The 13,921-nt window shown below is 48.9% G+C and carries 10 protein-coding genes; all 10 read right to left on the minus strand.

Features of this window, described 5'->3' with window-relative positions:
* Positions 1 to 104 precede the first annotated feature (104 nt).
* Positions 105 to 446 carry a hypothetical protein gene (locus DFP94_RS14810; RefSeq protein WP_114497346.1) on the minus strand — a complete coding sequence of 114 codons (342 nt, stop codon included), beginning with the start codon at positions 444 to 446 and terminating at the stop codon, positions 105 to 107.
* 142 nt (positions 447 to 588) lie between these two features.
* Positions 589 to 4,539 (minus strand): S-layer homology domain-containing protein, encoded by a 3,951-nt coding sequence (locus DFP94_RS14815; protein WP_114497249.1) that lies wholly within the window; start codon positions 4,537 to 4,539, stop codon positions 589 to 591.
* Positions 4,540 to 4,862: 323 nt separating this feature from the next.
* Positions 4,863 to 5,984 (minus strand): glycosyltransferase family 4 protein, encoded by a 1,122-nt coding sequence (locus DFP94_RS14820; RefSeq protein ID WP_114497250.1) that lies wholly within the window; start codon positions 5,982 to 5,984, stop codon positions 4,863 to 4,865.
* Positions 5,985 to 6,096: 112 nt separating this feature from the next.
* Positions 6,097 to 6,861 (minus strand): WecB/TagA/CpsF family glycosyltransferase, encoded by a 765-nt coding sequence (locus tag DFP94_RS14825; protein ID WP_114497347.1) that lies wholly within the window; start codon positions 6,859 to 6,861, stop codon positions 6,097 to 6,099.
* A 5-nt stretch (positions 6,862 to 6,866) separates the two neighbouring features.
* Entirely contained in the window at positions 6,867 to 8,012 is a 1,146-nt protein-coding gene (gene csaB / locus DFP94_RS14830) for a polysaccharide pyruvyl transferase CsaB (RefSeq protein ID WP_114497251.1), read from the minus strand.
* Positions 7,985 to 10,003, minus strand: a complete 2,019-nt coding sequence (locus tag DFP94_RS14835; RefSeq protein ID WP_114497252.1) for a DUF5693 family protein — start codon at positions 10,001 to 10,003, stop codon at positions 7,985 to 7,987. The genes csaB and DFP94_RS14835 overlap by 28 nt, the downstream gene beginning before the upstream one ends.
* A gap of 123 nt (positions 10,004 to 10,126) precedes the next feature.
* Entirely contained in the window at positions 10,127 to 11,845 is a 1,719-nt protein-coding gene (locus DFP94_RS14840; RefSeq protein ID WP_114497253.1) for a phospho-sugar mutase, read from the minus strand.
* Between the two features lie 281 nt (positions 11,846 to 12,126).
* Positions 12,127 to 12,549: a 3-hydroxyacyl-ACP dehydratase FabZ gene (gene fabZ, locus DFP94_RS14845; protein ID WP_114497254.1), complete on the minus strand. Its 423-nt coding sequence runs from the start codon at positions 12,547 to 12,549 to the stop codon at positions 12,127 to 12,129.
* 335 nt (positions 12,550 to 12,884) lie between these two features.
* Entirely contained in the window at positions 12,885 to 13,088 is a 204-nt protein-coding gene (locus DFP94_RS14850; RefSeq protein ID WP_114497255.1) for a DNA-directed RNA polymerase subunit beta, read from the minus strand.
* A gap of 10 nt (positions 13,089 to 13,098) precedes the next feature.
* Positions 13,099 to 13,917: a flagellar hook-basal body protein gene (locus DFP94_RS14855; protein ID WP_114497256.1), complete on the minus strand. Its 819-nt coding sequence runs from the start codon at positions 13,915 to 13,917 to the stop codon at positions 13,099 to 13,101.
* Positions 13,918 to 13,921 lie beyond the last annotated feature (4 nt).

The following is a 13,921-nucleotide window of genomic DNA, read 5'->3' on the forward strand; positions in this document are numbered from 1 at the left end:
CAACTTTTTCCATTATCAATACCCATAATTTATGTAACTCAAACGAAAATAAGACGTCCAAATTGGACGTCTATTTTAATTAATATGAGGAAAGGGCTTCCTTTTTATCTGACTCTCATGGCCAGTTGGATAATCCGGTTACGCATTTGCGGGTCCGTATTCAGCTTAGCATACATATCGTCAATAGCTTGCTTATTATCCTTGTAAATTTTTTCGTGTGTCATCGTGATATGAGACCACTCGATCAATTCATTCTCCGCAGTACGCAAATCATTAAACGCATCGTGGAAGCCTGTCTCGAGGACCAACCCCTCCATAACCTCCTGAGTAACTTCCTGCAACTTTGCAGTCTCCTCAATTTTCTTCTCCAATGCTCTGGATCTATCCTCAAACTTTCTCTTTGCTTTCGAGTAACCCAACTGCGGTTTAGCCATAATCGGTTTCATCTGTATAATTTCACCCTTTTGCAAAAATATCTACTACATCTGCTATTGTACCGTACTCTCCAACAAATTACAAAATGATGTAACTGGAAAAAAGAAACCTGCCTATGCATCTCTCCCATAGACAGGTTCGCAATTCATCTGTTTAGCTCAAATTTTTCGGGAAAATACTAGTGCTTTTCTTAAGAAGCTCGACAGCAATTTTTCCGGCCTCAGCCCGTGTCATGCTGTTCTTAGGATTAAAGTTGATGGAGGCCTTTTTGCTACCCGCCGTAGTTACGCTTTGTCCATCCATAATCTTTGCTTTGTAGACCGCTTGAACAGCCGGCCGTGCATAACGGTCAATTTTGCCTGAATCCAGGAACTGTTTAGCCAGTGCCGAGTTCAGCTTGTCATCGTTAGTCGGGAGCTTGAGCTTGAGTGCACGAGCCACCATCATAGCCGCTTGTTCCCTTGATACAGGCTCTTCGACCCCAAAGTATCCTTCTGAGATGCCTGTAATAATGCCGGCTCTTGAAGCTGTTTCAATATACTTGAATTCCCAAGTATCCGTTTTTGCGCCAGGTACAACGTCAAAATAAGTTTGAACCTTGTTATCGTAGTTCAAAGGAATATTCAAACCTTTAACGAGCAGAGTGGCGAACTCGCCCCGGGTGGTTAAATCATCCGCCCCGAATGCATTGGGTTGTACACTCGACATGATGCCTTTCGAGTACAATGCGTTCAGAATGTTTCGGCCCCAAGGATGGTTTGTGATGTCACTGAAGCCACGGCTTTGTTTCATTACCATATAATAGCCGAAGTCGTCGAACGGAACAGAGATGGTGTTATTCTTGGTATCTACCGAACCGCCAAGGTTTTCCCATTCCGAATTCTCGTTAAACCGGAATACGGTTACCGTTGTGCCAGCGTCATCCACTACATTCTTGTTATATTGAAGCTTTAAGGTGCCCCGCTGCGAAGGAATCAGCTTTCTCTCGGGCTCCCTGATCATTACGTCCCTGAAATTTTGCGAATCCGAATACTGCGGAAGAATTGAATACGGTGGAAGCCCATTTGTTGCCGGTTTATACATGTCCCCGCTTCCATTCTCGCCAATACCGCCATGGATCCAGTAAACATTGGATACTCGTGTGAAGTTGCTATTCTTCGCCGTCGAGTTAAAAAATTCAACCAGATCTTCTGGCAAAGTAAGCGTAGCTAGGCCGTTTGGTGTTCTTTCATCTTTATCAATATTGAAAATATTTCCATAGTCATTCCGACGCTCCAAAATACCATTTTTAGGATCAGCAATCCCGAACAGCAACTTATTATTCGGATAGAATTTCGTTACCGAACCTTCAGATACATTTGCCGTCTTCAAAACCGTACCTTTAGGGAAGGAAAGCTCCAACGCCTTATTAAATGCACTATACTTGTTAGCTGTCTTCTCAGTCATGTACTGAGAGTCAACGGCAATGGCGCTTGTATAGTAGACCTCGATCGTCTCGTTCAGTGTCTCTTCGCCGCGAACGATCTGAATCTTAATTTTATTAGCTTTATCCGGTTTCAGTCCAACGTAATCGTAAATGAAACGTGCCGGTGCGCTTCCAGGCAAATCCGTACGCTTGATGGCCTCCTCTTTACCGATAAGAACTTGAGTTGCGCCTTCTGCCTCAATGTCAAAGCGCACAAAATTCTTGTTCACGATAATTTGATCGCCTACAGTCGCCACTGGAGACAAGATCCGATAAGGTGCCAGTACACGCGTAATTTCAAGTCTTTGTGAAGTACGTGCGCCTGTTGAGTTGATCAATTCCAGATTGTACACCTGGCTTCCCAACGTGTCGAAAGGAATATTCTTGATACGAAGTACGAACTTACCGTTATATACGGCCAAATCATATTGCAACGTTGCTTGTCCGCGGGTTATGGAACCGGTAACGATTTTTGTTTTATCCATCGCCGTATCGGTCAAAAGAGTTTCCAGGTTTTCGCCCGACGGAGCGTCCTTTTGCGAAGAAAAGATGCTATCGGTGCCGCGCATCAAATTGATAATTTTAGCTCCGGAGCCTTGAATAATCAAGTCATACTTCTGGGCACTGGTCTCATATTTATCGCCGGAAAACTTGAATTCAGGAGAACCGGCCAAGATATTCATCAAATCGGTATTAGCCCCGGTAGTATCCACCAGACTCAAATCGTTAAACGTTACGGAAGGATCAAAAATCTTCGGACGGAATACCGTTATGTTGGAAACATTCGTATCTTGAATATACAATCTCAATTCTTTAATAACTGTTCTGGAGTTTCCTTTGCCGTCCATCGATACGCCGGTGAACTTTATCCGGTTTTCACCATAATAAAGCGGGCCAGCAATATCGATTGGAAGGTCAAATGAAAAATTTGCAGAGTCTGTCGTTGGACTAAACGTGATTGGAGGAGTCAACTTATCATTGGAAATCCCGTTCACAAAAAACTGAGGACTAGACAGGTTTTCAAAATCACGGTATTCCCCTGTAATGTTTACCTTTAGCTGATTCGAATCACTGGAATCTTTCGTAATAACCTGACCGTCATAAAGTCCTTCAACATAAATATAGTTCTTTGTCGAGTAGGAAATGGTAGCTGTTTTGGATGCTGCAGAATTTCTTATCGAAAACTTCACTTGCTGTTTACCGCTCGAGAAACCGCTCACCTCATAAACATACTGATTTCCGGAACCACTGACATAAGTTAAAGTTGGGCCGGTGCTTCCTTTCGGCATGTAAACTGCGCTCAAGTCGCCAGATGCAAAGTTCTGGTCCGCAGCGACCAAAATATAAAATTTATCCTTATCCGCCTCGGTTCCATCCAGGTTAGGCAACGTGTTGATATCTGTTGGAGGCGTGGAATTATCTTTCATGTACTTCAGATGCGTAATCGTAGCTTCGCCAGGCAAATATTTAAAGTTAATGTTCGCAAATGTCGAGTACACATTGTCATATTGAAGACTCAAATTAAACTTCTGATCTCCGTTTGAGAAGGTAATCGGAACTTCGAGGTCAACCAGTCTATAGGCTCTTGTCGTTCCATCCGGCGCTAACACTTCGGATTCTTTAGTTACTGTAAAGGTAGTCACCGGAGCAGACCCGCCATTAATATCCGTAAGAGTCACGGCGCCCTTACTGCCAAACGAATTGCCTGTATCGTTTAGCAATACCGAAAACTTGATCGTCCCCGTGGATGTAACCGGTGGCGTTTTACTGTCCGTTACTGTGGCAACTTTGTTATTCACATCATAATTTTTCGAATCATAATTCAAGATGATGGAATCGAACGGTTTCGTTTTATCAAAGTAATAAACCGCCCGTTCAATCGCTACCGAATCGGCGCCACTTTTAATTGTAATTACAATTTTATTCGAACCCGGGCTCAAATTAAGCGCTGGGGAGAAGAACTTACCTGTTTGCGTAAGTGTAGTTACGAGACCCGTGCCGCCATTCACGCTAACGGTTACTTCCGTGGCGTTCTTTACTTCACCGGAAATCGATACATTATCTTTATCCGAAACCACCTCGGCGCCTTCGTTCAAATAAATTGTACCGTAGCTGGAACCCAACAATTTCAAATCTTGCACATAAGGCACCTGGTCAAAAAGAATATAGAAGGTGTCCTCGCGGGTGATCCCGTTTTGGGACCCTGATAACGTAATTTTGTTGAACCCAGGGAACAAGGACAGGTTAGTTACCTTAAACTTTTGCGAATAATCCGTAGAAGTGGTATCTCTGGAAATGCTTCCGTTTTTAAACTGCGAACTATCTGTCTCCCAATTCTTCGTTAATGAATTATAAGTAAGACGTTCAACTTTTACCTTCAGCGTTTCCTCAGTTACATGTGAATAAGTACCTGTAATATCAACTGCGGCCTTTGTTGTCAAGTACAGACGCTCCCGTTTAATTTGGTCAGGACCATCTGTAAGCGTCAAAAGGGACGTATTTCTCAGAGTCGCGTCATCCGGAATAAAGTAGTTGGCAGCCGTAGCTGCACTTGCCTTTTGAACTATGCCCGGCGGAAATAACGTAATGATCAATGCTGTCAGCACGAACCATAAGAAAGGCTTTTTGAAGCGTTGCATGCTTATCTCTCCTTTATTAATATGTCGTGATTCCCGCTTGTAGTTTGTCGGAAACCGTCCAAAAAGTCGTATAGTGTTGTTATCGGACAACGGAAGGGATTATTTTAGAAAAAAGATAAATTATGATCAAGTAAATTTGGGCGATTTTAAAAAAAAGCCTCGCTGGTTTTTCCAGGAGGCTGATATATCAATATTTATTCGCAAGTAAAGAAAATAAGTTTTTAAAGGTATAACGAAACCCCCGTTACTCAGAATGAGCTCGACGGGGGTTGTCCAATTAAATGATTGAATATGTTTATGATTGCCCAAACGCAGGTATGCCGCTACTTGGAGCCGCGCTCGGTGCCGGCCTTCATGCGGAGGCGGGCGAAGAAATCGAGCAGCGGGCGCTTCGTTTTGCCGATCAGGCCGATGACCTCGGCGCCGATTTGCAGGAAGAACACCATGACGCAGATGACGACGAAGGTGACCCAGTTGGCGTTGTACATGGCCGCAGACGATTGGATGACAGCCAATACGCCAAAGAAGGCGGCGATGCCGTAAATGATCAGCACGGTTTGGCGATGGCTGAAGCCCAGCTCACGCAAGCAGTGATGCAAGTGGCCTTTATCCGGCGAGAAAATCGGTTTCTTCTGCATCCAGCGGCGCACAATGGCGAACAGCGTGTCCGAGAGCGGTACGCCGATCAGAATCAGCGGTGTTAGGAACGACACGATCGCGACCTGTTTGAAACCAAGCAAGGACAGCAGGGCCAGGCTAAAGCCAAGGAACAGAGCCCCGGAGTCGCCCATGAATATTTTGGCCGGATGGAAATTAAAATACAGGAATCCGATGATGCTGCCAAGCAGCAACAGACAGAGCAGTGCAACCACGACATTACCCATCAAGAAAGCCATGACGGCGATCGTGCCGATCGCAATCGCGGAAACCCCGGCAGCCAGTCCGTCCAGGCCGTCGATCAAATTAATCGCGTTCGTGACGCCGACAATCCAGAGAATCGTGAATGGAATGGCAATCCAGCTTTCAACCGATGCATACGTATGAAAAGGAATATTAGCAAATTCAAGACGGATATCAAATCCGAATACGACAACGGAAGCCGTCGCGATTTGTACGAGAAATTTCAGCTTAGCCGGCAAATCGAATCGGTCATCGAACGCGCCAAGCAATATAGTCATTGTTCCCCCGACGAGGAAGGCTTTGATGAAGTTTACTTCACGTACCGAAAAACTTTCCGGAAGAAACGGTAGAACCAGGAAGAACGTAATCACAAAAGATAAAAAAATCGCTAATCCACCGAGTCTCGGCATTATTTTTGTATGCACCTTGCGGGCATTGGGCACATCCACCGCGCCGACCTTGAAAGCAAATTTCTTAACAAGCGGCGTCAATCCTAGTGCCAGCGCCAACGAGACGATAAACCCGATGGTATAAATCATCCACATGTGTATTTCAACCCCCATTTATTCTGCCGGAATGAATTATACACCGATTCAGGAGAAACTCAAGCCCCCTATTTGAGCAATAATACGCAGTTTCGCGTAAAAATTCAACCATTTAGCCCATTTTCGTCAGGTTTTCTCCCTCACGCAGTACGCGTATTACGAATTTCGGCAGTGCAAGCATCCTCGGAAAGCGGGAAGGTTCGGACAACAAGCGGTATAACCATTCCAGCCGAAGCTTTTGGAAGATTATTGGCGCCCGTTTCGTTTTGCCGGAAATGATGTCAAAGCTTCCTCCAACTCCCATCATAACCGGGACTCCGATAGCCTGTTTGTATTTTCCGATCCAGGGCTCCTGGGTATCCGCGCCTCTGGCTACAAACAGCAGATCGGGAGAAACAGCCTTAATGCCCGCTATAACTTCCTGATCCTGATCAGGCCCGAAAAATCCGTCCCGGAATCCGACAATTTCCGTGCCCGGATATTGCAATGTTAACCGCCGGGCCGCTTCCTGAATCACTTCGCCGGTCGAGCCAAGGAGATACACCTTCCAGCGATGCCGCTCCCCTTCCTTCATTAATTCATGAAGCAGATCGAAACCGGCTACCCGTTCGGCTACCGGTTCTCCGCTTTTTTGGGCGGCCCATACGACCCCGGTACCGTCCGGAACGATCAATTCGGCCGCTTGCATTATCTTCTTATAGGCAGGATTCTCCATAGCGGCCATCACCATGATCGGATTGGCTGTAATGATCTGGTGCGGGGTTCTTGAATTAACGGCATTTCTCAAGTAAGACACCGTATCCTTCATCCCCCACTTGCAGATCCGTATTCCTAATATCGATACTGTTGGCAAGGCCTGAATTTGTTCCCTCTCCACCTTGTTCACCCTTTGCTTCCTAAAAATTCTAAAATCCGCTGCGCGGGAATCCGGGCTTCACGCTTCAGCTCCGAAATTTTCGGAGCGTGGGCCGTGCGCCACACCCCGCTTTCAAGCAGCAGGCGCTCGGCTTGCGAGGCAACGATCCGGGGATCGAGCTCCTCGGCCGTGCCGACGGGCACGCTGCCGAGGCGGCCGAGAAAATGATCGATCTTCGGATCATACGAAACGCCGAGCAGCGGAACTTCCTGCGAAGCCGCGTAAATGAGGCTGTGCAGCCTCATCCCCACAAGCAGGCGGCAGCGGCTCACTTCGCGGAGCATCTCGTACGGATGCTCCGTCTCCGCCGCGATACTGACGGTGCTCCCGTGTTCCGCCACATTTCCCAACCGGTCCATGACAAAGCGTGAAGCTTCGTCATCGCCGGGGAAATGGAACGGCAGGAACCGGATGTGCACCGGAACGCGGCGGCTGAGCGAAGCGAGGCCCTCGGCCAGCTTCGCCAGCTCGGTCCGCTCCGCATTCCAATAGCGGACCGACACCCCGACCACCGGCAGCTCCAAGCCGGTAGTCGGCTCAGCATCGAAAGCCGCAGCCGCGCCGTCTCCCTCCGGCAAGGCCATCCCCATCACGGGATCCGGTACGACCTGGACCGCGTCCTTGCGGATGCCCATACTGTAAAGCAGTCCGGCCGACTCCGCGTCCCGGACGGAAACATATTCACAGCGGCGAAACACCGATGCGATGAAGGGCCGGAACAGTTTGCGGCGAACCGGTCCGATCCCTTGCGCGTAAACGAAAGTCGGCTTCCCCGTCCACTGGGCGATTTTGATGATTCCGAGATAATAAGGAATCGAACCCAGTCCCGTGGCATCTTGAAGCAAGCTTCCTCCGCCGCTGATTAAGCCGTCACTTTTCTTTATAGCTTTCCTTACCTCGCCAAGTTTCATCCGGTGAACAGCCTTCACGCCGTAGGTCCGGCTGGTCCACTCGGGATCAACGGACAATACGACCGGGTTAATCGTAATCCCCGCAGCCCGGCCCTCATGTTCAAGAGCGGTGAGAATCGACTGCAGCACAGCTTCGTCCCCGCTGTTGCGGTATCCGTAATAGCCGGACAGGACTAAGGTTTTAGAAGTTGCGGCGACCATTTATCCCAGCACCTTTCAATAATATGCCATACGAGTACGGCGATCAGACCGACGATAAGCCCCAGCACAAGACCCAATCCTCCACGGATCAGCGAAAGAGCGGCCGGCGTATGAATGTGCGCAAAAGTATCCACCATAGACAGCTGTCCCATCACCGCGATGATCATGGCATAAAATGCCCAACGGTAACGGAATGCGGCGAAGATGCCGACAATAAAGAGCGGATGCGCCAGCAAAAATTCCTTGTTGCGAGGGCGAACGCCGAACGTATTTTCCAGGAAAGCCCGGAAGGTTGCCTCACCCGGCAACAGCGTGCCGGCATTTCCGGTTCTCGACAAATAGTAAAACGCAATTACGCCGAGCACACCTGCAGCAACGACCCAAACGAGCGTAATCGGCATCCGCAGCCAATTGCGCAGTTCCTGCCATACCGAAGTGCCTTGGAACAAAAATACGTAAATCGCGATCAGCATAATCGGCCCTAAATGTAACAGGCTGACACCGCGGAACTGATTCAACACCAGGCTGTACGTGATGTTATTCAAGAGCGCGATTACGAAAGGAACCGCGGCCAGCGAAATCAGTGCCGTTTTCACATAAAGGACGATGGTATGCGTCAAACGCCGCCCGGCCGAAATCGCCTGATGGGTATTCTTGATTTCTTTTACCTTGCGGATTGCAAGGATCACCGAGATCGTAGGCGCGCTGATAGCAACGGCCAAGGCCAGCGCCTGCTCAAGCAGCGTTGGCTTCAGCACATACAATCCGGCGGAGCCGATTAGACCCAAAATAAACACCAACAGAGTCAATGGAGCAATGAATTGAGAAACCAGCAACGCGCAGAATGCCACGGCGCCAAGCACGACCAATGCTTTCAAATATTTCTGCCAGGAAGCATCATGGATTTCAAAAGCCTCAGCCTGTCCAAGTTCAAAACCATTGTCCTGGATACGCTGAATCGCCCCTTCCGGGCCTTGCAGCGAATCGATCAAATTGTTGATCGGGTTCGTGATTGCCGCTTTCGCCGCATCCTTCGACGGGGAAGCGTTCAAATAAATCATGCGGATATTCCGGTCTTTCGTGGCCAGAACGAATCGGTCGGACAACGTTTTCTTGTCCTGTCCAGCCTCGGTATCCGCCAATGAATGCAGACGTACGATATTGTAATCCGTCAAATAGGCAAGTTTATTCAAACCTTTTTGCGGAGCCTTCAGATTCTCGATCGCTGCCAGCCCAATGCCGTGCTTTTTCAGCAAATCCGCGAAGCCTTGAAGACTGTTTGACGATTCATTGTCCTGGAAGCCCTTGACGGCTTCTCCTTCGAAAAGAATCCGCTTGACCCCGTTCTCCGCGAAAAACGACAGTTCTTCGTCCAGCGAATCCTGGTCATAACGGATATTATCCGACAGGCGTGGCAGAATATTGAAGCCTTTCTCCCGCAGCATCGCGAACGCAAAGCGATCCAGCTGCATCGGTTTCAGTACCGCTTCATCCATTCCCATGCCGATAACCAATCCGGTGTGGCCCTGATAATCCAATGGCACAACCGAAACTTCCAGGTCCCGGAACGCTTTTTCAATGATCGGACGCAGCTCCCGTTCGTTCTCCGTGCTGGTAAAAACGATGTAAGTGTAATTGTTATCCGGAGAAACTACGGATTGCGTCATCTTTGCCATATCCAGCGCATTGAATACCATAATCCGACGAGCTTTCGACAATTCGTCCAGCGTGCTTTCAAACATCGCGATCGTGCCAACGCCGGCCTCCTTCAGGCGATCCAGTTGTTCATCCATATAAGCCTGCGGATTGCCCTGATAAGAAGCCACATCCAGTAAACCCCGATAGTTGAAAACAAACTCCACTTTATTTGCCGACGACTCCGTCTGAACCCGCTGAACAATCACGGGCAAAGAAGCCACAATACCAACGATAACTAAGATCCACAACCATTTGCGGGAAGCGTCATTCCACCGCTGCCAACTTCGAATCACAAAGGTACCTCCTCAAAAATAAAAAATTCAATGTACTAGTGCCCGATTTCGTTCACTTCCGAGAGTATAGGAAGCCGACCTTTTTAAAACCAAATAGTCCGGCCACCCACTCCGAAATCGCCTTTAGTTGTCTACACGAGCCAGCACTTCATCCTGCAGGCGGGCCAGGCGCGCCTTGGCATCCTCGTTCGATGTGCCGCGAACGGCGAAATAGAATTTGATTTTAGGTTCCGTACCCGAAGGACGAAGACAGAACCAGGAGCCGTCTTCCAGCAGGAATTTCAGCACGTTTTCTTTAGGCAATCCATCCAGCCCTTGTGAGTAATCCAGCAATTCCGTAACCGCGATTCCCCCGATGCTTTGCGGAGGATTGCTACGGAAGCCGGTCATCAGGGCACCGATTTGCGCCAGTCCGTCTTTTCCTTTCAGCGTCCGCGATGCCAACGTTTCACGATAGTAACCGAATTCTTCATAAAGTTCATCCAGCACATCGATCAACGTCTTCCTTTGACGTTTATAATAAGCTGCGGCTTCGCAAATCAATGTAGAAGCAACGATAGCATCCTTATCGCGGGCATAGTTCCCGGCCAGGTATCCATAGCTTTCCTCATAACCGAACAAATAAGTAAAATCTCCCGTTTTTTCGAATTCGTTCATCTTTTCGCCGATATATTTAAACCCGGTCAGCGTATTGAATACCGTCGCCCCGTAATGGCGGCCGATAGCGGCTCCAAGTTCGCTGGTAACGATCGTTTTTACGACCGCGCCGTTGGCCGGAAGCTTGCCTGTTTCTTTCATTTGGCTCAAAACATAATGCACGAGAATGGAACCGGACTGGTTTCCGGTTAAAATTTCATACTCGCCATTGGCATCTCTCACCACCGCGCCCATCCGGTCCGCATCGGGGTCCGTTCCGATAAGAATATCGGCGCCGACCTGTTTGCCGAGCTCGATCGCCATCTTAAACGCCTCGCGCTCTTCCGGATTCGGGGATTTCACAGTAGAGAAATTGCCGTCCGGTTGCTCTTGCTCCTTGACGATATGAACCTGGGTGAACCCGATCTTTTGAAGCGCCTGACGGACTGGCAGATTGCCGGTGCCATGCAGCGGCGTAAATACCACAACGATGTCCTTGGCAGCGCCCGAAGCCATTAGCTCACGGTTTACGCTCGTAGCCGCTACAGTCTCCACAAACGCCTCGTCTTCCGCTTCGCCAAGCCAAACAAGCAGCCCTTTGGCTTCCGCCTCTTCACGGCTCAAGCGCTTCACTTCGGCAAGCGAGGTCAACGCCTGTATGTTGCCGATCACGCGCTCCGCTTCATGAGGCACTAACTGTCCGCCGGAAGCATTATACACCTTGTAGCCGTTATATTCCGGCGGATTATGGCTTGCCGTGACCACGATACCTCCGGTTGCCTTCAAGCTGCGCACCGAAAAAGACAACTGCGGCGTAGGACGAAGCGACGGGAACAGCTTCGCAACGATACCGTTGCCGGCCAATACGAGCGCTGCTTCCAGAGCGAACTCGGGGGAAAAATGGCGGCAATCATGCGCAATGACCACTGAAGGCTGGCCTGCCTTACCGGCATGCTCCTCCAGTATATATTTGGCAAAGCCCTGCGTAGCCCGGGCAACTGTATAACGGTTCATCCGATTGCTGCCTGCGCCGATTACGCCGCGAAGCCCGCCTGTACCGAACTCCAGGTCCCGGTAGAACCGGTCTTCGAGTTCAGCCTGGTTGCTTTCCAAAGCAAGCAGTTCTTGTTTTGTCGGCTCATCGATGGAAGGATCGTTCAGCCAGCTATCCACTTTTTCTCTAATGCTTAAATTTTGTTCAGTCATGGTTTCAAAAGTCCTCCTAACACAAAATTAATATCATATATAAGATGAACAGAAATATGATGCAGGCAAGGGAGTAAAATGATTCCGAAGAAACTGAAAGCTTTCTGAAGGAAAGCTGCATCGGAAGCATATAAGCTTTGTGGTCGTCTTTGTTACCGGATTTCTACCTATTTGATCATACATAATCAAGAAATCTGGGAACAACAGCGATCGCAGGAACACTTTACGTACTTGCTCCAATATCCATTTCAATAGTTCATCTTATATAGAAACTCTAAACCTCAGGATAACGCAAACATAATTTCGCCTTCTGCGACAACTTTATCATCGACTTTAGCGACCGCTTGGCCTTTGCCGATCGACCCCTTCATGCGGGTAATTTCCACTTCCAGGCGAAGCTGATCTCCCGGAACGACCTGTCCGCGGAAACGAAAACCGTCCATGCCGGCGAGAAAACCGATCTTCCCCCGGTTGCTCTCCACATTCAAAATCGCAGCCGCCCCCACCTGGGCCAAAGCTTCGGCTATCAACACTCCCGGCATGACCGGAAAATCGGGAAAATGACCTACAAAAAACGGTTCATTGATCGTTACGTTTTTGATTCCGACTGCTCTCTTGCCGTCCTCCATCTCCAAGATCCGGTCCACGAGCAAAAACGGCGGGCGGTGCGGAATAATCTCCTGAATTTGTTTGATATCGAGCATTATGTAATACCCCTTTCGAATTTTCTATAAACTCCAAGTTTGAAGTGCTTTCTAGGCCAAAAGACTTTCGTATCCGTATAAAAGGTAAAGCAGACGGCTACACTGTAATTATCCTTCGCGTCTGCAGAAGCGAAGGTTAAGATAAGGGGCTTATCCGCAAGCGGTTCCTGCCGCATACGGATAAAGCCCTTTTGATTTTCAACCTGGTGTACAGTCCCCCATCATTATACATTTTATGACCATAAAAAGAAAACTCCCGATTCCGGGAGCCATCCATCAAATCATTCAGTTTCTTCCATTATATACATAATCATTTCCGCGAACTAAGCGGCCGTTCAGGGAGCGAATACCAGATCGAATACATGCTGCCACGTGCTCCACTCAAAAACGCCGCCGATGTCCTGTTTACCCAAAACTACAAAGCCGACAGCCGTTCCGCCGACAAGCGCAATAACAAGGAACAGAAGCACCAGTACGATTCGCAGGAGGGTGATCCACCCGGACCGTTTCTTAACGGCCGGGCTATTCTCTTCGGTCATGACTGTCCACCTACCCGCGCAAGTTATTAGCCAAACCCATCATGGTTTCACTGGACGAGAGCGCCCGGGCCGCAAGCTGATAAGCCCTTTGGACCTGAAGCATTTCGGCCATTTCATCCGTCAAATTAACGTTAGAGCTCTCAAGCGCTCCTTGCCGAATCTGGGCTTGCTGATTCGCTGGTAGCGAAATCGTTTCACTCAGTACGTCCACTTCAATCGCGCCTGCAGCAAGCACGAACAGGTTCCCGTCGACCTGCTCCAAAGCATCCGGCCGGATCGGAGTCATCAGTTGAATCCGTCCGAGATCCGTTGCTACATCCCCGTCCACGGCACGAATATCTCCCTGACCATCAATCTGCAGCTTGGAACCCGCAGGAACTTCAATCGGTTCTCCATCGGCATTTAACACGAAATGACCCGAATTATCGACCAAATAGGCGGATCCCGCATTTTCCGGATCCTGTTGGAGATGGAAGTTACCCGCCCGGGTGTATGCAATCCCGTTCGGGGTAAGCACCGAAAACAGCGCATTCCCTTCGATGGCAAGATCGGTAGGATTGTCGCTTTCTTTAATCGAGCCTTGACTAAAATTACTCGTAATCGACGTCATTCTGGAACCGAATCCAAGGTCGAAGCCGGAAGGCGTGGCCCGGCCGGTCAGTTTCATCTTGGAAGTCTGCTCTTGAACACGGGTCAATGTATCTTCAAAGGACGCTTCCTTCCGCTTGTAACCGACATTGTCCAGATTGGCAATATTCTCGGAAAGCACATCCAGCCGCTGCTGAATCCCGTTCATTGAAACCATGGCACTAATCATGGAGTTGTTCATGTGG

This window comes from Fontibacillus phaseoli, from assembly GCF_003337355.1.
In the GTDB taxonomy this organism is placed as follows: domain Bacteria; phylum Bacillota; class Bacilli; order Paenibacillales; family Paenibacillaceae; genus Fontibacillus; species Fontibacillus phaseoli.

Coding starts and splice junctions, on each gene's coding strand:
- DFP94_RS14810 (WP_114497346.1), bottom strand. CDS start 446: ATGAAACCGATTATGGCTAAACCGCAGTTGGGTTACTCGAAAGCAAAG.
- DFP94_RS14850 (WP_114497255.1), bottom strand. CDS start 13,088: ATGACCGAAGAGAATAGCCCGGCCGTTAAGAAACGGTCCGGGTGGATC.
- DFP94_RS14820 (WP_114497250.1), bottom strand. CDS start 5,984: ATGTGGATGATTTATACCATCGGGTTTATCGTCTCGTTGGCGCTGGCA.
- DFP94_RS14855 (WP_114497256.1), bottom strand. CDS start 13,917: ATGAACAACTCCATGATTAGTGCCATGGTTTCAATGAACGGGATTCAG.
- csaB (WP_114497251.1), bottom strand. CDS start 8,012: ATGGTCGCCGCAACTTCTAAAACCTTAGTCCTGTCCGGCTATTACGGA.
- DFP94_RS14815 (WP_114497249.1), bottom strand. CDS start 4,539: ATGCAACGCTTCAAAAAGCCTTTCTTATGGTTCGTGCTGACAGCATTG.
- fabZ (WP_114497254.1), bottom strand. CDS start 12,549: ATGCTCGATATCAAACAAATTCAGGAGATTATTCCGCACCGCCCGCCG.
- DFP94_RS14840 (WP_114497253.1), bottom strand. CDS start 11,845: ATGACTGAACAAAATTTAAGCATTAGAGAAAAAGTGGATAGCTGGCTG.